Source organism: Luteolibacter sp. Populi, assembly GCF_040801775.1.
Classification (GTDB): domain Bacteria; phylum Verrucomicrobiota; class Verrucomicrobiia; order Verrucomicrobiales; family Akkermansiaceae; genus Haloferula.
Window position 1 is genome coordinate 5,853,209 of sequence record NZ_CP161812.1, and the last position, 17,652, is coordinate 5,870,860.

At 64.5% G+C, this 17,652-nt stretch carries 15 protein-coding genes and 1 tRNA gene; 10 read left to right on the forward strand and 6 right to left on the reverse strand.

Going from position 1 to position 17,652, the window contains the following annotated elements; translation table 11 throughout:
* Positions 1 to 86 precede the first annotated feature (86 nt).
* The 3 genes from ABWK72_RS23785 to ABWK72_RS23795 are packed head-to-tail and all read left to right on the forward strand — an operon-like array spanning position 87 to position 3,773.
* The gene (locus ABWK72_RS23785; protein WP_367872069.1) at positions 87 to 1,040 is read left to right on the forward strand and encodes a hypothetical protein; all 954 of its coding nucleotides are present in this window, start codon (positions 87 to 89) and stop codon (positions 1,038 to 1,040) included.
* 7 nt (positions 1,041 to 1,047) lie between these two features.
* On the forward strand, positions 1,048 to 2,001 hold the full coding sequence (locus ABWK72_RS23790; RefSeq protein ID WP_367872070.1) for an ATP-binding cassette domain-containing protein: 954 nt from the start codon (positions 1,048 to 1,050) through the stop codon (positions 1,999 to 2,001).
* The gene (locus ABWK72_RS23795; RefSeq protein WP_367872072.1) at positions 1,998 to 3,773 is read left to right on the forward strand and encodes an ABC transporter permease; all 1,776 of its coding nucleotides are present in this window, start codon (positions 1,998 to 2,000) and stop codon (positions 3,771 to 3,773) included. Before ABWK72_RS23790 ends, ABWK72_RS23795 begins: the two co-directional genes overlap by 4 nt.
* Before the next feature lie 19 nt (positions 3,774 to 3,792).
* On the opposite strand, the gene ABWK72_RS23800 is transcribed toward ABWK72_RS23795, so the two are convergent.
* Both ABWK72_RS23800 and ABWK72_RS23805 read right to left on the reverse strand, forming a co-directional pair.
* Complete coding sequence (locus ABWK72_RS23800) at positions 3,793 to 4,161, reverse strand: hypothetical protein (protein WP_367872073.1); 369 nt, start codon at positions 4,159 to 4,161, stop codon at positions 3,793 to 3,795.
* A gap of 13 nt (positions 4,162 to 4,174) precedes the next feature.
* Complete coding sequence (locus ABWK72_RS23805; RefSeq protein WP_367872074.1) at positions 4,175 to 4,774, reverse strand: ACP phosphodiesterase; 600 nt, start codon at positions 4,772 to 4,774, stop codon at positions 4,175 to 4,177.
* Positions 4,775 to 4,860: 86 nt separating this feature from the next.
* Between ABWK72_RS23805 and ABWK72_RS23810 the strand changes: the two genes are divergently transcribed.
* Positions 4,861 to 5,685 carry an aminotransferase class IV gene (locus ABWK72_RS23810; protein WP_367872075.1) on the forward strand — a complete coding sequence of 275 codons (825 nt, stop codon included), beginning with the start codon at positions 4,861 to 4,863 and terminating at the stop codon, positions 5,683 to 5,685.
* 102 nt (positions 5,686 to 5,787) lie between these two features.
* Here ABWK72_RS23810 and ABWK72_RS23815 read toward each other — a convergent pair whose 3' ends face one another.
* Positions 5,788 to 7,554, reverse strand: a complete 1,767-nt coding sequence (locus tag ABWK72_RS23815) for a phosphatidylinositol-specific phospholipase C domain-containing protein (RefSeq protein ID WP_367872076.1) — start codon at positions 7,552 to 7,554, stop codon at positions 5,788 to 5,790.
* Positions 7,555 to 7,612: 58 nt separating this feature from the next.
* Positions 7,613 to 8,431, reverse strand: coding sequence for a hypothetical protein (locus ABWK72_RS23820; RefSeq protein WP_367872077.1), 819 nt, complete (start codon positions 8,429 to 8,431; stop codon positions 7,613 to 7,615).
* A gap of 244 nt (positions 8,432 to 8,675) precedes the next feature.
* Between ABWK72_RS23820 and ABWK72_RS23825 the strand changes: the two genes are divergently transcribed.
* Entirely contained in the window at positions 8,676 to 9,371 is a 696-nt protein-coding gene (locus tag ABWK72_RS23825) for a GDSL-type esterase/lipase family protein (RefSeq protein ID WP_367872078.1), read from the forward strand.
* A gap of 35 nt (positions 9,372 to 9,406) precedes the next feature.
* Positions 9,407 to 10,840 carry an acetylxylan esterase gene (locus ABWK72_RS23830; protein ID WP_367872079.1) on the forward strand — a complete coding sequence of 478 codons (1,434 nt, stop codon included), beginning with the start codon at positions 9,407 to 9,409 and terminating at the stop codon, positions 10,838 to 10,840.
* A 390-nt stretch (positions 10,841 to 11,230) separates the two neighbouring features.
* On the opposite strand, the gene ABWK72_RS23835 is transcribed toward ABWK72_RS23830, so the two are convergent.
* Positions 11,231 to 11,315, reverse strand: a tRNA-Leu gene (locus ABWK72_RS23835).
* 143 nt (positions 11,316 to 11,458) lie between these two features.
* On the opposite strand from ABWK72_RS23835, the gene ABWK72_RS23840 reads away from it, so the two are divergent.
* The 4 genes from ABWK72_RS23840 (at position 11,459) to ABWK72_RS23855 (ending at position 16,618) form a co-directional block, all read left to right on the forward strand.
* Positions 11,459 to 12,526: an ABC transporter ATP-binding protein gene (locus ABWK72_RS23840; RefSeq protein WP_367872080.1), complete on the forward strand. Its 1,068-nt coding sequence runs from the start codon at positions 11,459 to 11,461 to the stop codon at positions 12,524 to 12,526.
* Positions 12,527 to 12,551: 25 nt separating this feature from the next.
* Positions 12,552 to 14,015 (forward strand): ABC transporter substrate-binding protein, encoded by a 1,464-nt coding sequence (locus ABWK72_RS23845; RefSeq protein WP_367872081.1) that lies wholly within the window; start codon positions 12,552 to 12,554, stop codon positions 14,013 to 14,015.
* A gap of 36 nt (positions 14,016 to 14,051) precedes the next feature.
* A complete protein-coding gene (locus ABWK72_RS23850) occupies positions 14,052 to 15,746 on the forward strand; it encodes an ABC transporter permease (RefSeq protein WP_367872082.1) in 1,695 nt (564 codons plus the stop codon).
* A 419-nt stretch (positions 15,747 to 16,165) separates the two neighbouring features.
* A complete protein-coding gene (locus tag ABWK72_RS23855; protein WP_367872083.1) occupies positions 16,166 to 16,618 on the forward strand; it encodes a hypothetical protein in 453 nt (150 codons plus the stop codon).
* 348 nt (positions 16,619 to 16,966) lie between these two features.
* Here ABWK72_RS23855 and ABWK72_RS23860 read toward each other — a convergent pair whose 3' ends face one another.
* Positions 16,967 to 17,557, reverse strand: a complete 591-nt coding sequence (locus ABWK72_RS23860) for a LysM peptidoglycan-binding domain-containing protein (RefSeq protein WP_367872084.1) — start codon at positions 17,555 to 17,557, stop codon at positions 16,967 to 16,969.
* Between the last annotated feature and the right edge of the window lie 95 nt (positions 17,558 to 17,652).

The window sequence follows — 17,652 nt, forward strand, 5'->3', positions numbered from 1 at the left end:
CCAGCGTTTCCGATGATTCGAGTTCACCGCCTTTTCACACGGCAGGTGACATGCCTTCACGCAGCCACTTTTCCCTCCCTTCGCACATGGCCCTCCCGAACAACTTCCGCTCCCTGATTTATCTGGTCGTTGGCCTGGCTGTTGGCGGTGCCGGCGCGGTGCTTTTCAAGGACAGCCTGCCCGGTCCCGAGGGCTCGCCGGAAGAGCGGGCGGACAAGGCGGAAGCGGCGCTCAGGAAAGCGGAAAACCGGATCCTCGCGCTCGAGGGCCCGGGCCGGACCAAGCGCGGCGGGCGCACGCTTGCCGATGGCATTCACGACATCAAGGACGACCTCGCCGCCGGCCGGGCGATCAGCCCGGATGATATTTTCCGCGCGGCGCAACCGCTGATGCGCGATCTTTCGCCGATCTTCGACCGCATGCGCGTCCGCCAGGAGAAGAGAAATATGGACCGCATGACCGGCGAGCTGACGCGCAAGTATGATCTCACCGAGGGGCAGCAGGCAGAGCTGAAGAAGTTCTTCGACAAGAAGGTCGAGGATGAGGCCAAGCGCTTCAGCGATCTGATCTCGCGCGACGGCACAACCATGGAGGACATGGCGAGAGCAACCCAAGACACCCGTTGGGACGATGGCCTCGACAGCTTCATGGCGGGCACCCTGAAGGGCGACAAGCTGGCCACCTTCCAAGACGACCGGATCACGGAGAAGTCCCAGCGCGTCCAGCAGGAGGCCGACATGCGGGTGACCCGGGTGGACTCGATCGTGAATCTCGATCCCGCCCAGCGCGACCAGGTCTTCGGCATCATGGCCCGCAATTCCCGCGACTATGATCCGGCCATGGAACTGGAGGGCGGCGCAGGGGAGATCGGAGCCGCTCCTGCCGGCGACCGCAATCAGGCCATGATGTCCGTACTGCGGCCCGAGCAGCGCCAGCAGTGGGAAGCGGAGAAACAGCGCCGCCGCGACGAGGCGCAGCGGGAGATGGCAGAGATGGGCTTCGCCATGCCTTCTTCCTGGGACGTGCTCGATGACTATTGATTCCCGCATGAGTCCCGAAACTCCCGCCATCGATGTCCGCGACTTGCGCGTGGACTACGGCAATTTCATCGCCGTGGACGACCTGAGCCTGACCGTGCCACGCGGCGAGGTCTTCGGCCTTGTCGGGCCGAACGGCGCCGGCAAAACCAGCACCTTCCGCGTGATCACCACGCTCATGCAGCCGACCTACGGGGAGGTGATCCTGGATGGCGTGGACGTGCTGGAAGATCTGGAGAGCGCCCGCCGCGTCATCGGCTACATGCCGGATCTGGCACCGGTGCCTTCCGATTTGAAGGTGTGGGAGTTCTTGGAGTTCCATGCGGACGCCTATGGCCTCGGCACCCGCGCGCAGCGCAAGGAGCGGGTGGCGGAATGCCTGGCGGAAGTCGACCTCACCCCGCAGCGCAACAACTGGTGCAAGGCCCTTTCCCGCGGCCAGACCCAGCGCGTGGTGCTGGCGAAAACCCTGCTCCACCGCCCGCGCGTGCTGGTGCTGGACGAGCCGGCGAGCGGCCTCGATCCACTCGCACGCCGCGACCTGCGCAATGTCCTGCGCCGCATCGCTAAGGAAGGCGCGACGATTTTCGTGAGCTCGCACATCCTCAGCGAGCTCGCCGAGATGTGCACCTCCCTGTGCGTGATGAACCGCGGCAAGCTGTTGGCTTCCGGCACCGTGGAGCAGGTCCGGGAAAAGCTCGGCAACAATGAGCGCACCATCACCGCAGCCCTGCTCGACCGGCACGAGGAAGCCGCCGCCTGGCTCTCATCCCAACCCGGCGTCCACGAACTCCGGATCGATGGAGCGAGCATCGTCTTCGGCTTCAAGGGCACGGATGCGATGCAAGCCGAGCTGATGGCGGGCATCATCGGCCTCGGCGTGAAGATGCGGGCCTTTGAGGAAAAGCGCAGTTCCTTCGAGGACATCCTGGTGGGCGTGGCCGAATCGAACCGAATTTCATGAATCCCGATCAGCCTCCCGCGCCCATACCGGTTTCAGCGCGCCATTCGGCGTGGAACCTCTGGCGGAATCCGATCTTCCGCCGCTACTGCCAATCGCGGCTCCGTCCCCGCGGCCTGGCGGTCTGGCTTTTGATCACGGTGTTAATCTGCGGATTCATCTGCGGTTTGAACTATGCCGAGACGCTCCGGCATCACCGCCAGATCGACGAACTTGTCGTTGCGGCAGCCAAAGGTACCGCGACTCACCTCGGGGACCCGGTGGCGGAAAAGCTGCAGTGGACCGAAACCAAGGCTCGTGACTATCTTCCCGCCATCTTCTTTTTACAGGGCCTGGTCCTCTTCATGCTTGGCACCGCCATGGTCTCCGGCAGTATGACCGCCGAGCGGGACGAGGGGGTGATCGACTACCAGCGCCTGGTTCCCATGAGCCCGATCTCGAAGGTGATCGGCTATCTCTTCGGACTTCCGGTCAGGGAATACGTCATGTTCCTGACGACGCTACCCTTCACGGCGTGGCTGATCTGGCGGGCGAATATCACCATGGCATCCTGGCTTCCCGTCTACACGGTGATGCTGAGCTCCGCCCTGCTCTACCACATGACCGGGCTACTGATCGGCACCGTCGCGAAGAATCGCCGCTGGGCCTTCCTCGTTTCCATCGGCACGGTCTTCGCGCTTTACTCGGTCATCCCGCAGCTCGCGAAGTTCGGGCTGGTCTTCTTCAAGTACCTCACCGTCCAACCGGTGGTGGAGGAACTCCTGCCTTCCATCGCCCCGCGCGAGGCGGCGGCATACCTCGAGACCTTGCGCCGCCTGGCTCCGACCGCGAAATTCTTCGATCTCGATCTGCCTGAACTCGTTTTCACCCTCTTCTGCCAAGGCGGCCTCATCGTCACCTTTGTGATCATGCTCTGCCGCAAGTGGCGCCGGGATGAATCCCACCTCTTGGGCAAATTGTGGGCCACGGGCTTCTTCGTCTGGATTCAGGTTCTGCTCCTCGGCAATGCCCTGCCCCTGATCGATCCGGGCAGCCTCTTCCCTTCGCGCGAGTTGCGGAGATTTTCCTTGGAACGTTTCACCCATTGGAGACCCCAGCCACTGGAGGCAGTCGGCATGTCGGGCCTCTACGGATTGGCGACGCTTGCCCTGATCCTCGTTCTGGCCACCATCATCACGCCGAATACGGAGAACCAGATCCGCGGGTGGCGGCGGGCCCGCAAGCAGGGCGAATCCTCGCTGGCCCTGCGCTCGGATCCCGCGACGGCCTTCTGGTGGATACTGGTCATGGCCTTGGCCGGGGCGGGCGGATGGTTCCTGTTTACCCGCGGCCTGGTCGAGTCGCGCTGGTTCGGACAATACCTGCCGCCTTCGGTATTCGGATACTTTGCCGCGGTGCTCGGGGTCCTGGGCATCTCCTATCAAGTGCTGCTGGAGGGCAAGGGCCTGCGGGCGGTGGGAATGGCCGCCATCTTCATCGGAGCGCTGCCGCTGATGCTCGGCGCCGTGTGCATTCCGCTGGAGAAAAACGTGCTGTCGGTCTGGCTGTTCAGCATCTCTCCCGTCGCCATGCCTTTCTTCGCCGCGGGTACCCTGCTGCCATTGGCAGAGCTTCCGCTCGAGATCTCCCGCGCCGCGCCGCGGGCCTTTTATTTCTGGCTGAGCATCGGCGGGCTGGTGACCCTGCGGCTGATCGCCGGCCTCCGCACCACCCGCAAGGCCATGGCAGAAGAGGTCCTAGCGGTGCCGGTCCAAGCCGACCCCCCGCAAGTCTGACGGCTCCACTACCGGGCGTTCACCGGCGAAGGTCACCCGCCTTCAGCCGCTCCACCGCCAGACGCGTGCGCTCGGCCAGCAGGGCCCGTAGCGCCAGCACGAACACAATCAGACAAATCACCGCCACCGCCGCCTCGAAGCGCGCGGCCGCCCCGTCCTCGCGCATCGACCAGAAGGCCGGCACGGTCCGCGTCAGCCCTAGGAAGCTAAGAATCCCCGCACCCGCCAAGCCGTGCCACTTCGAGCGGATCGAGAAGAGTCCGCAGATGATCAGCCCGCCGCCGAGCGTCAATCCGCCTTGGAGAAGGGTGAAGTCCTCCGGCTTCTTGAAGGAAAGGAAACCGAGCAGGCAGATCAGCGCACCGGCAGTGAAAATCAGAATTCGCATCGACGGCGGAAAGCTAGGGCGAGTTCTCCGGCCCGCAAGCTTTCACCCATGCCTGAAGCTCCGGGAAGAACTCCCGGAAGCCCGCTTCAAACTCCACGCGGTGGCCCTGCAGGTCCTCGATCGCCCCGCGCACCGGCGCGAAGCTCGCCCTCCGCAGGGCCACGCGGCGGAAGACATTCGCTAGGCCCGCCTCCGTGCCGTAGCCCTCCAGCCAGCGGTCCGCGATCCGTTCCTCCAAGGTCCCGCCGAGCTCCGGAGGGAGGATCGCCCGGTATTGCCTCAGCGCCTCGTTGCACTCCCCTACGAATTCCACCAGCGGCTGCGGCGAATAATCCGCCCAATGCCGCGTCAGGAAGTGATCGTAAATCAGATCCACGATCGCACCGGCAAAGCGCCGTCGCGACGGGGCCACGCATTCGCGCAAGCGCGCCATCACCGGATGGCTGTCGGTGTAGCGGTCGATCGCCCGGTGGCGGACGATGCCCGCGACCACCGCCGGCGGAAACCGCTCCACCAAGGACTCCGGCCGTCCGGTCGCGAAATCGCCTAACAGGTTCCCCACCCGCGAGGCGGGCGTGGCTTCGGCCAGCAACAGGTGGGCGAGGTAGTTCAACCCGCCCAGCATCGCCGCAGGACGAAGTAGCGCAACTTTGCAAGTTGGGCTGGGAAGCTTCCCGCCATTCCCCCAGAGTCCGCCGCGTGTCTCCGGTCTGGTGCAATGGCGAGTTCCTCGATGGCCCCCTGGCCATCGCAGTCACGGATCGCGGCCTGTCCCATGGCCTCGGCCTTTTCGAGACACTGCTCGCCATCGACGGCCAAGCCCGCGCGCTCGATCTCCACCTCGCGCGGCTGGAGGAGGGGGCGCAACGCCTCGGCCTCGACCCCATCGACGGCAGCGCAGTCGCCATCGCGATCCATGAACTCCTCGTCCGCCGCGACCTGACCCGAGGCCGGGCCCGCGTCCGGATCTCCCTCTCCGCCGGCAGCGGCGACCTTCGTGCGCTCTCGCAAGGTAACGACTCGCTGCTGTGGATCACCGCGACGCCAGCCGCGGATGCACCCGCATCGCTGAGCCTCGCCACTGCCTCCTTCCCCCGCAACGAACTTTCGCCGCTCGCGGGAATCAAATGTCTCTCCTACGCGGAGAACCTCCTGGCCCTCGACCAGGCCCGCCGCGCCGGTGCCGATGAAGCGCTTTTCTACAACACCCGCGGCGAACTCTGCGAAGCCACCACCTCGAACATCTTCCTCGTCCGCGAAGGGCGCATCGCCACTCCGCCGCTCTCCTCCGGTTGCCTCCCCGGCACCATGCGCCAGCGGGTGCTGGAACGTTGCCGCGACCTGGAGATCGAAACAGACGAAACGATCCTGACGCGCGCAGACCTGTTAGAATGCGATGCAGCCTTCACCACCTCCGCCATCCGCGGCGTGGTCCCGGTATCCGTCATCGATGGCCAGCCTCTGCCGCAGTGTCCCGGCACCATCAGCGGCCTGCTGCGGAGTGAATGTGTTCGATTACCGTGACGTCCCCGGACGATGGCGGCTGCGCCGCAAAAGGGGGGGCATCGATCGGCTGGGGAACGCCATCTCGCGAACCTTTCGATCAATACCCCCGCTGCCCTCACCTCAAGGCACGCGTTCCAAGGAAAAGTCCTGCCACACGTTCCCATTGTTCGGGTACTGCTCCAGCCGCACGTTGTTCGCGCCGTTGCCGCCGGGGATGTCCCAGCTCATCGCGTCGTGGACGAAGTAGAACTTGAACTGCCCGTTGGTCTTCGGCAGGATCCGCAGCTTCTGGTCGCCCGCGTTCGCCGGGTTGTAGTCGTAGATTTGGCAGTCCTCGCCATTCGTGCTGGTGCCTCCCATCACGCACAGCACCCGCGTCAGCGCATTGAGGCTGGAAGCCCGCAGGTGGCCGTCGGTCACGCTCTCGAAACGCCACTTGAACCACGGGTTGTTCTCCCAGGAATACTGGATCACCGGGTTGCCATTGCTGCTGCCGGCACTCTCGATGCAGATATACTTCCCGGTGGAAGCGCGCGCGTAGTAGTCGCCCCACGGCTGCAAGCGCCACTGCTGGTTGATCGTCCCGCTGTCCGCCGCCTGCTCCACGCGGTCATTGTTCGCGGTGCCCGCTCCGGCGATCTGCAGGACCAGGTTGCTCTTCACGTTACGGATCTTGTAGTAGCCGTTGCCCGCGTCGATCAGGTCGAATTGCTGCCCGTTGTTGTTTCCCGTGTAGTCGAAGGAATGCACCTTCGCGCCCGCCGCGGTGGAATCCATCTCGATGCACGCACTCTTCCCGCTGACCCATGAGGAGATCCGGAAGTGATCGGAGTTCTCCGTCGGCGCCAGCACCCAGCGCTGGTTCGGGCCGTTGTAGTCGTAAGTCCACTGGTTGATCTGCGCGCCGTTCCCCGTGTTGCCGCCGATCAGGTCCAGGCACTTGCCGCTGTTGCGGTTCACGATCATGAAGTAAGCCGGGCGATACACCGGGCGGCCTGCCGGCGCATTCGTGTTGTAGATCGCGGTGCACTTCGCTGCATCGGCAAAGTCCATCAACAGCGCCCCGAAGCGCCCGCTGGTGTTCGCCCCGAAGAACGTCGTGATCCGCGGATTGATGTTGTTAAACACCGTCGGGATGTTCGGGATACCGAAGATGCCGCTGCTCGTGCCGCTGGCGAAGTTCACATACAGCGTGCCCGGACCGCCGTAGCGCGCTTCATTCAGCACTTGCAGGATCTGGTTCCACTTGTCGTTATTGTTAGAGACGTTGTAGCGGTCTTGCACCCGCAGCGTCCCGCCGGTGCTGAAGGTCGTGTTGTCCGGAAAGTTCGAGGCATCGATGCCCTTCGGCGTGCCAGAGGCTCCGAAGCGCCGGAACAGCACGATCTTGCCGCGCGCCTGCGTCAGCGTCGGGATCGCCGACCCCAGCACCCACTTCGACGGATTGCCCGCCACGTAGGAATCGAAGGTCGCCTCGAAGGAGCGCGTGTTGCCCGTGGCATTGTATTCCTCCTTCACGCTCATGATCACCGTCTCCCCGGGATTCGCATTCAGGAAGCCGATCGTCGCATTCAGGACGTCGGTGAAGTTCATGTTCTGATAGACCTGCCCGTGGTGGATCGCGAAGGCGTCGTTGATGTGACGGCAGCGGATGTCCAGGAAGCGCACCCCGGCATTGAGCTGGTCGGTGATGCTCAGGTTCTGGCACTTCGCCGTGCCGGCGATCGGCTCGACCAGCGCCCCGGAGTCATGGGTCCCGGGGATCGAAAGGTTCGATAACGGCAGGTTGCCATCGAGCGGATTCATCCAGTTATTGCCCGCTGCATCGGCGCAAAAAGGGAGCGCCACCATCAGGAGGCCGATGAATCGGCCCATGGAGTACTTCATGGTTCTTGGGTTGTTTTGGGTTTGGGTCCTATATCTACGTTTGGCCTGTGAGATAGGTTTAGTGTGTGCCTGACAATTCTCCCTCAGCTCGCGCGCGCAGCGGACCCTCCGGAAACAATTCCACCCACTCCGCCGCGGCTTTGCGGTCTTGCAGGACCCACTGATGGAGCACGGAGATCACCGCCTCCGCCTGCAAGTGCTCGGAATCGATGTGATCCACTGCGAGGTTTGCCGCTCGTTCCGGGGACTTCTCCGCCAGGGCGAGAAGCCCCGCCGCCCACAGCCGGTCCCCTTGCTCCGGATCTTTGTGCGCCGCAATCCACCTCAACGCCTCGTCCGGAGAACGGCTCACCCAAGCCCCTGCCAATTCCGTCACCAGACCGGGGTCCGATTCGGCCAGCATCATCGCGGTCTCCGGAACGGTGGCAATCATCCGCCGGCAGGCTGCGGCCCGGCAGATTCTCTTTTCCGTCTCGTCCTCGACTTTGTTCAGCCAACCGATCGCCACCGCAGGATCGCCCGCACCGAATTTCCCGCTCGCGGCCAGCAGCGTCGCTTCCCGGCGTTCCCACGATTTCAGACCGAGCACCAGATCCATCGCCGCATGAGGGTCGCGCCGGATGAACTCCGGCAGCAGCGTCTCAAGCGCCAGGGCATGCTCCGCAGCATCGGTCGAGCGCAGCGCCTCCAGGATCCGTGAGTCCGACTCGTCATCCGGACCCGGCGAACGGCGGGACGACTTGGCCTGCTTCGCCGACGTCCCGGCCGACCCTGCGACCGCTGCCGCCGGGCTTTCCCCGGTCAATCCACCTCCATCGCGAAGCTTCAGCGCGCGCGGCCAAGCAACGAAGAGACCGCCGAGTCCAAGCAGGAACAAGATCGCTCGCCACCTTCCCATCCTCTCCTTCTGCCCCCGATCGCAAACCGGGTCAAGCAGCCGCTAGCACGGTGACAGGGTAGCTGCACCAAGACACTCCGCGCTGTTCTCCTCAACAGCCGCCATCGTCTTCATCAGAATTCGCGTCCATTCGCGGTTCATTTTTCCAAATGCAGCAGCCCCGGGCATGGTGATGACTCGACGTCCCTGAAAGTTTCCGCCCACACTGCCCTTACTACCGCCGATGAAACCCTTCGCCATCTCCGCCGTCGCCTTCCTCGCCGCCGCGAATCTCTTCGCGGCCCCCATGACCCCGATCAAGCCCGCCGACTACAAGGCACCCGTGAAGGTCGCCTGCATCGGCGACAGCATCACGCAGGGCGCCGGAGCCGCGGCCGGGAAGTCCTACCCCTCCCAGCTTCAGGATATGCTCGGCGACCAGTGGAAGGTCGGCAACTTCGGCGTCAGCGGCCGGACCCTCCTCAAGAAGGGTGACTTCCCCTACTGGAACGAAGCCAAGTATCAGGACGCGCTGAAAAGCGAGCCCGACGTCGTGATCATCATGCTCGGCACCAACGACACCAAGCCGCAGAACTGGAAGTTCGAGAGCGAATTCGTGGCCGACTACACCGAGCTGGTGAAGTCCTTCCAAGCCCTCCCCAGCAAGCCGCGCGTTTACGTCTGCCGCCCATGCCCCGTGCCCGAGCCCGGCAATTTCGGCATCAACGAGAAGAACAACAAGGAGTGGATCAAGCGCATCGACAAGCTCGCCAAGGACATGGACCTCGGCACCATCGACATGCACGAAGCCTTGGAAAAGCACCCCGAGCTTCTACCCGACAAGGTCCACCCGAACACCGAAGGTGCGGGCGAAATGGCCGGTGCCGCCTTCAAGGCCCTCACCGGCAAGAAAGCCCCCAAGCTGGAGCCTGCCAAATAACAAGAAGGGGGGCTCGTCTCGAGCCCCTCAACCGCTTGTCCCAAGGCCTTCCCGACAATCCCAGCGCCGCCAACAACGGACGGCCTCCCTGGGACCGCGGGGCACCGCCCGGCAGAGTGGTCCAAGACGGCGGAATTCCCCACGAGACCCTAACAGAAAAAATTGCCATCGCGATGCTCCAGACCCTCAAGTGTACCTCGCAGCTCTGGACCACTCTGCGGGCCGGGTGGCTCCGCGCTCCCTGCGGAAGAGCCGTTCGTGCGGCCGCCATCCCTCTCTCGCTTCTCACCGCCACCCTCCACGCCGCCGACCTCCCCGATCCCCTCGTCGCCAAGGACGGCACCAAGATCACCACCGCCCGAGAGTGGCGCGAGAAACGCCGTCCCGAGCTCCTCGAACTCTTCGCCCGCGAGATGTATGGCGTCTCTCCGCCCAAGCCGGAGAAGCTCACCTTCGAAGTCTTCGACCGCGATACCCAGGCCCTCAACGGCAAGGCCACCCGCATCCAGACCGCCATCTACCCGGGCGGCAAACCCGGGCCGCGCATCGACCTGTTAGTCTACGTCCCGAATGGCGCGAAGGCCCCGGTCCCCGCCTTCCTCGGCCTGAACTTCGGCGGCAATCACTCCGTCCATGCCGACCCCGCCATCCGCCTCACCGAGAGCTGGATCGACTCGCGCGAGCCCGGCAGCGATCACCGCGCCACCGACGAGATGCGCGGCAAGGGCGCGAAGCAGTGGAACGTCGAGGAGATCATCGCCCGCGGCTATGCCCTCGCCACCATGTATCGCGAGGATGTCGCGCCCGATCACGAGCCCTACTTCGCCACCGGCATCCCGCCGCTCTACCCGGATCTCCAGCAGCGCCAGGACAACTTCACCACCATGGCCGCCTGGGCCTGGTCCCTCAGCCGCGCCCTCGACGTGATCGAGAAGGAGCCCTCCATCGACTCGAAGCGCGTCGCCCTCTTCGGCTTCTCCCGCCTCGGCAAGGCCGCGCTCTGGGCCGGTGCCAACGACGAACGCTTCGCCCTGGTCATCAGCAACGAATCCGGTGCCGGCGGCGCCAAGCTCTTCCACCGCGGGGTGGGGGAGGACATCAAGCGCCTGAACACCGTCTTCCCGCACTGGTTCGCCAAAAGCTTCCGCAAGTACATCGGCCGGGACAAGGATCTGCCCTTCGACCAGCACATGATACTGTCCCTCATCGCCCCGCGCCCGCTCTACGTCGCCAGCGCCATCGATGACAAGAACTCCGACCCCGAAGGCGAGTTCGCCGGAGCCAAGGCCGCGGAACCCGTGTATCGCCTGTTAGGCGCAGAAGGCCTTCCTTCCGATACCTGGCCACCCCTGGACACCCCCGTGCAGGGCGGCATCGGCTACCACGTCCGCACCGGGAAGCACGACGTGCTGCCCTTCGATTGGCAGCAGTATCTCGCCTTCGCCGACAAGCATCTCAAGAAGCGCTAAAGGCTCCCCAAGGAGGGGCGTCTCGCGCCCCAGCAGTCTCTTAGCACCGGAGTTGCTTTTGAAAGGTGGTCCGCACAAATGGTCCCTCACCGCCGCACCACCGGAAATGTCCGCTCCGAGGACGGCTCTACCGCTGGGAGCGCGGAGCCTCCGGCCCGCAGAACGGTCCCTGGTGGCAATGGATATCACGACGGTCGAATGGATAGCTCCGTCGCCTCACTGCATGCCTTTTCCCACACCCGGAACCGCTTGGACCATTCCGCGGGCCGGTGGGGAAGCAGGACGGGGAGAAGTGACCCTCGGGAAATTGGGACCAAATTGGGACTTGGCGTTTTCCAACCGAAAAAAGGGAGCCTTTGCAGGCTCCCTAAATCGTTCTCTCTTAGAGAATGGTGCTCGAGGGGGGACTCGAACCCCCACGGATTACTCCACTAGATCCTTAGTCTAGCGCGTCTACCAATTCCGCCACCCGAGCACATGGTGTTTGGTGGGCCGCGGATTTAGGCGGAGGTCCCGGACTTGGCAAGAGAATCTTTACCCTCTCCTCTCCTTTTCCCGGCGCGGATCATGCTTCCGGCTTGCCAGCACCGCCGCGGCGGAAAGCATACCGCCAGCTTCATGGATGCCATTCGCGCGGACTCGATTGTCAAACAATTCGGCCAGGTTACGGCACTCGACGGCGTAAGCGTGGAGGTCGCGGCGGGCGAATTGTTCTTTTTGCTCGGCGCTTCCGGCTGCGGCAAGACCACCCTCCTGCGCTGCATCGCCGGCCTGGAAACCCCCACCTCCGGCTCGATTTTCTTCGGGGAGAAGGACGTCACCGGCCTCCCGCCCCACAAGCGCGAGGCCGCCATGGTCTTCCAGAGCTACGCCCTCTGGCCCCACCTCAATGTCGAGCGCAACGTCGCCTTCGGCCTGGAGGAGCGGAAAATCGAGAAAGCCGAAATCCGTAGGCGGGTAGGGGAAGCCCTCGAACTCGTCCATCTCGCCGGCATGGGGGATCGCGGCATCGACCAGCTCTCCGGCGGCCAGCAGCAGCGCGTCGCCCTCGCCCGCGCCCTCGTCGTCCGCCCGAAGTGCCTGCTGCTCGATGAGCCGCTCTCGAATCTCGACGCCAAGCTCCGCATCGAGATGCGCCGCGAGATCCGCCGCATCGTCAAGGAAGGCGGCCTCACCGGCGTCTACGTCACCCACGACCAGGAGGAAGCCCTCTCGATGGCCGACCGCATGGCCGTCCTCAACAAGGGCCGCATCGAGCAACTCGGCACCGCCGAGGAAGTCTACCGGAATCCCCACACCGCCTTCGTCTCCGGCTTCATCGGCGAGACCAATCTGGTCAAGGGCACCGTCCTCGAGGTCCGCGGCGAATTCGCCATGATCGAGTCCGCCGCCGGCCCGCTCGTCGGCCGCCTGACCCGCCCCGACTGGATCCCCGAGCCCGGCGATAACGTCGTCCTCTCGATCCGCCCCGAGGCTTGGCGTCTCGAAGCCCAGAGCGGCGAGAATCCCATCACCGGCAAGATCACCGAACGCAGCTACCTCGGGCAGCGCATCCAGTACCTCGTCGAGACCGCCGTCGGCCCGCAACAGGTCGTCGAACTCAATCCCCACGTCGTCCGTGATCCCGGGGAGACCGTGCTGCGCCTCACCGCCCGCCACCTCGATGTCGCCGTGCTCCAAGCCTGACCGACCCTGACGATCGTTCGAGCCCATGATGCGCCGCTTCCTTCCCATCCTGCTGCTGCTGATAGCGGTGATCGCCGCGCCGATCATCATGCGGCGCAGCTCGGAATTGGCCGCCGCCAGCCAGGCCCAGGACCGCCTCGTCATCATCACCCCGCACAACGAGACCATCCGCTCGGAGTTCGGGGAGGCCTTCGCCGCCTACTGGAAGAACAAGACCGGCCGCACCCTCTACATCGACTGGCGCATCCCCGGCGGCACCTCGGACATCACCCGCGTGATCAACAGCTCCTTCGAGGCCGCCGAGGAAATCAAGTCCTCCGGCATCGGCACGGACATCTTCTTCGGCGGTGGCGAGCCCGACTTCGCCACCCATGCCAAGAAGGGCCGCTTCGTCCCGCTCGAGGTCTTCACCACCCACCCGCAGTGGTTCAAGGAAGACATCATCCCCGCAAAATTCACCGGCGAGAACTACTATGATGTCAAGCACCTCTGGGTCGGCACCTGCCTCTCGCAGATGGGCATCTGCTACAATAGCGACTCGATCACGCGCCTCAAGATCGTGCCACCTTACCGCTGGGAGGACCTCGCCGATCCCGCCTACTTCGGCTACATCGCCCTAGCCGATCCCACCAAGAGCGGCTCCGTCACCCGGATGTATGAGATGATGATCCAGGAGCAGATGAAGAAGGTCATCAAGGAGAAGGGCGACTCCGATGCCAGCAAGGAAGAGGGCTGGAAGCGCGGCCTCAATCTCCTCCAGGCCATGGCCGCGAATGCCCGCTACTTCACCGATGCCGCCAGCAAGATCCCGCACGATGTCGCCCAGGGCGATGCCGTTGCCGGCACCTGCATCGACTTCTACGGCCGCTCCTATGAGGAGAAGCTCGGCAAGCGCGGCCCCTCCCGGCTGATCTGGACCGCCCCGCTCGGCGGCACCTCCATCAGCGTCGATCCCATCGCCGTCTTCCGCGGCGCGCCCAGCCCGCAGATTGCGCAGGAGTTCGTCACCTTCGTCCTCAGCGATCAGGGCCAGCTGCTCTGGAATCTGAAGGTCGGCATCCCGGGCGGCCCCCGCGAGGCCTCGCCCCGCCGCCTCCCCGTGCGCAAGGACCTCTACACCCCGGAGAATATCACCGGAAAATTCGCCGATCCCGTGGCCCTTCCCTACGAGCGCAGCGGCGGCTTCGAGTACCGATGGCGCCCTCACCGGCGATATGTTCAATGCCCTGCGCCAGATCTACCGCGCCATGTGCATGGACCCCCACCAGGAGATGAGGCAGGCCTGGCAGGCGATCCAGGAATCGGAGAAGTTCGAATCCGGCTCCACCGTCACGGAAGCCTCCGCCCGCTTCTTCGATACCTCCCACCTCAGCTACGCCCGCGTGAAGAAGGAACTCGTCCCCCTCGTCGCGCGGAAGGACAATATGGCCAAGCTCGAGGTCTCCCGCGAAATGGCCCGCATCTCCGCCGCCTTCCGCGGGAACTATGAGAAGGCCGCCGCCATCGCCAAGGAAGGAGGTCGCCCGTGAATAGAAAGGCCGCCCTCGGCATCACCGCCTTCGTCACCGCGCTCTTCGCAGTCTTCTTCATTTACCCCGCCCTCTCCGTCATCGGGGAAGCCTTCAAGACCCCGGACGGGAATTTCACCTTCGACTTCATCGGGGATGTCTTCCGGAATCCCGTCTACCGCGAGGGCCTCTGGAATGCCCTCGCGCTCGGCGTGACCAGCACCATCGCCACCTTCCTCATCGCCTTCCCCCTATCGCTGCTCGCGCACCGCTATGACTTCCGCGGGCGCGGCGTGCTCGGCATCCTGATCCTCATCCCGCTGGTCCTGCCGCCCTTCGTCGGCGCCATCGGCATCAAGCACATGCTCGGCGTCCAGGGCTCGCTCAATGCCCTGCTCATCGACCTCGAATTCATGAACCCCGCCGCCCCGGTCGATTGGCTGGCGCGCGGCCGCTTCTGGGGGATCGTGGCGATGAATGCGCTGCACCTCTACCCGATCCTCTACATGAATATCAGCGCGGCCCTGTCCAATCTGGACCCCGCCATGGAGCAGGCCGCGGAGAATCTCGGCTGCACGCCCGCCCGCCGCCTCTGGCGCATCACCCTGCCCCTGGCCATGCCCGGCATCTTCGCCGGCTCCGCCATCGTCTTCGTCTGGGCCTTCACCGAGCTCGGCGTGCCTCTGGTCTTCGACTACACCCGCGTCGCCCCTGTTCAGGTCTTCGATGGTATCAAGGACCTCACCGGAAACCCCGCGCCCTACGCGCTGGTCGCCGTCATCCTCGTCATCTCCGCCGTCGTCTTCGCGATTACCAAGGCCCTCTTCGGCCGCCAGACTTCCGGTGCCCAGCCGCGCCCGAAGGGCAGGGGCGGGGAGCAGAAGCTCACCGGCATGCGCGGCCTCGGCTGCGCCATCATCTTTGCCTCCGTCTTCGCCCTCGCCGCTCTCCCGCACCTCGGTGTCATCCTGCTCTCCCTCTCGGAAGATTGGTATAAAACGGTCACTCCCATCGTGATGAGCTTCAAGCACTACACCGACGCCCTCGGCGATCCGGTCGTGGTGCCATCGATCAAGAACAGCCTCGTCTACGCCTCCGGGGCCACCCTCATCGATCTCGTCCTCGGCATCGCCATCGCCTGGGTCATCGTCCGCAGCAAGATCCGCGGCCGTGCCGTCCTCGATGCCCTCGTCATGCTCCCCCTCGCCGTCCCCGGCCTGGTCCTCGCCTTCGGCTACCTCGCGCTCTCCCAGCCCGGCCGCCCCCTGCATTTCCTCATCGGCCCGAACAACAACCCCGCCGCCCTCCTCATCGTCGCCTACGCCGTACGACGTCTGCCGTATGTCGTCCGCTCCGCCGTCGCCGGCCTCCAGCAGAGCAATCCCGCCTTGGAAGAAGCCGCCCGCTCCCTCGGTGCCGGCTGGTTCCGCACCCTCCGCCGCGTCTCCCTGCCCTTGATCGGTGCCAACCTCGCCGCCGGCTGCATCCTCGCCTTCGCCTTCGCCATGCTCGAGGTCAGCGACAGCCTGATCCTCGCCCAGCAGACCGAGCACTACCCGATCACCAAGGCCATCTACACATTGCTCTCCTCCCTCGGCAATGGCCACGAACTCGCCGCCGCCCTCGGAGTCTGGGCCATGGTCTTCCTCGCCATCGCCATCACTGGTGCCGCCGCCCTAGCCGGCAAACGCGGCGGCCTCTTCCGGGTCTAAACACTTCGATGTTCAATGTTGGACGTTCGATGTTCGATGTTTGCCTTCCGCCTTCCGCCTTTCCACTGATCACTGCTCACCGATCACCGATTACTGCTCACTGATCACTGATCACTGCTCACTGATCACTCGGCACTCTGCCTTTCCCGTTAGGATTTCCGCATTGCCCTCTCCGCGGCAACTTGCCAACGTCCCCGCCTCCATGAGGATTCCAGCCCGCCTGCTCGCCATCACACCCGCCCTCTTCCTGACGGCCTGCGGTGCTTTCGGTGACGGCGGCAGCGATCTTCCCGCCGCCAAGATGGCCACGGAAAGTCACAGTCCCGACCCCGTTCGAGGGCTTCCGCCTGAAGTCGGGGGAACCCGGCGATAACGACGAGGGCAAGATCCTGGAACGCTTCAGCGCCCGGAATACCTCCATGAACCCCGACGGCTCGAGCAGCGGCTCCGACAAGGGCCGCAAAGAGTTCGCCGGCTTCAAGCGCGACAACCCCGAGTTCAAGGGCAAGTGGGACAACAAGGAGTACAACGCCGGCGACTTTCGCAAGAAGTCCTGGTGGGGTGACAAGGACTACGCCACCAAAGTCTACGCCGGAAATACCGACGGCAATAATTTCAAGAAGGACTCCCGCTTCGGCAGCAAGTCCGCCAACGAAAGCGCCGTCGCCGCCCGCGAGAGCACAGCGAACTACGGCACCAAGGACTACCGCACCGGCCGCGCCAACGAAGAAGGCGGCGACCGCATCGGCAAGGTCTCCGACGCCGAGACCGACATCCGCCGCCGCGTCTATACCACCCCCCAGGTCATCCCTTGGCAGCTCCAGAACCTGACGGTCGAGGACACCAACCGGATGATGGGACGGGATCGCTAAGCAGCGCGCCATCCCAAGGCCGCCAACAACGGACGGCCCACTGGGACCGCCGGGCACCGCCCGGCAGAACGGTCCCACGCTGCACCGGACACGACGCGCCCGGCACGGAGAGCGCCGTCGCTTTGCTGCCCGCCTTTTCGTGAGCAAAGCAGCGTGGGACCATTCTGCGGGCCGGGTGGCTCCGCGCTCCCAGGGGAAGAGCCGTCCGTTGTTGGGGACGTTGCGGTGCGCCGTAGCAGATACGGGAATGCAGCTTTCAGGGCGGCATGGTTCCGCCAGAATGGACCGGATCGAGGGACCATTCAGCCGCACAGAGGACTGTGCGGACCACCTTTCCGGACCACCTTTTTACTTCGGGATCGTCAGGGACTGGCCGGGGCGGATGATGCTGTTCGTGCTCTTCAGGCCATTGGCACGCTGGACGGCACTGGCGGTGGTGCCGTGGCGCTTGGCGATCGCGTTGAGATTGTCGCCCGCCTTCACGGTGTAGCGGTTGGCCTTCGGCTTGACCTTGACGACCTGCTTCTTGGGCGTGGTCTTGGGCTTCACGACCACCGGCTTGGACTTGCTCTTGCTGGAACTTGCGGTCGAAGAGGACTTCGGCTTGGTCTTGGAATTCGAGACGGTAGTCGGGGTCGGCTTGCGGATGATCGTCCTGGTCGTGGTCGAGATCGGCTTCGGGGTCGCGTTGGCGGCGATGATCGCGGGTGGCACCACCGGGACATCGGCTGCCGGGCGGTCGGGCTGGGCCTCGACGATCTCCGCGGAACCCTTGCGCCACTTGGAAGGATTGTCGGCCCAGGCTTCCACGTAATTCCCGCGGGCGTCGAAGGGCCCGGTGATACTCGATGTCCCGCCAACGCCGCTGTCGGTACTCTTGCACGAGGTCGCAACCACGGAGAGGAGGGCGGCAGGGAGGCAAAACCAACGCACTTGCATGCACGACACTACGGAATTCCCCCGGCACTTGGCAAAGCTTGAATGTCCGGAAGGGCCATTTGGCTGGCTAGCCAAGCAGCCGCTTTGATCCGGCG

Bases quoted from the DNA above. Each gene is read 5' to 3' on its own strand.
- ABWK72_RS23800 (WP_367872073.1), bottom strand. From the start codon at position 4,161: ATGCGAATTCTGATTTTCACTGCCGGTGCGCTGATCTGCCTGCTCGGT.
- ABWK72_RS23795 (WP_367872072.1), top strand. From the start codon at position 1,998: ATGAATCCCGATCAGCCTCCCGCGCCCATACCGGTTTCAGCGCGCCAT.
- ABWK72_RS23825 (WP_367872078.1), top strand. From the start codon at position 8,676: ATGAAACCCTTCGCCATCTCCGCCGTCGCCTTCCTCGCCGCCGCGAAT.
- ABWK72_RS23860 (WP_367872084.1), bottom strand. From the start codon at position 17,557: ATGCAAGTGCGTTGGTTTTGCCTCCCTGCCGCCCTCCTCTCCGTGGTT.
- ABWK72_RS23845 (WP_367872081.1), top strand. From the start codon at position 12,552: ATGATGCGCCGCTTCCTTCCCATCCTGCTGCTGCTGATAGCGGTGATC.
- ABWK72_RS23855 (WP_367872083.1), top strand. From the start codon at position 16,166: ATGAACCCCGACGGCTCGAGCAGCGGCTCCGACAAGGGCCGCAAAGAG.
- ABWK72_RS23785 (WP_367872069.1), top strand. From the start codon at position 87: ATGGCCCTCCCGAACAACTTCCGCTCCCTGATTTATCTGGTCGTTGGC.
- ABWK72_RS23790 (WP_367872070.1), top strand. From the start codon at position 1,048: ATGAGTCCCGAAACTCCCGCCATCGATGTCCGCGACTTGCGCGTGGAC.
- ABWK72_RS23815 (WP_367872076.1), bottom strand. From the start codon at position 7,554: ATGAAGTACTCCATGGGCCGATTCATCGGCCTCCTGATGGTGGCGCTC.
- ABWK72_RS23840 (WP_367872080.1), top strand. From the start codon at position 11,459: ATGGATGCCATTCGCGCGGACTCGATTGTCAAACAATTCGGCCAGGTT.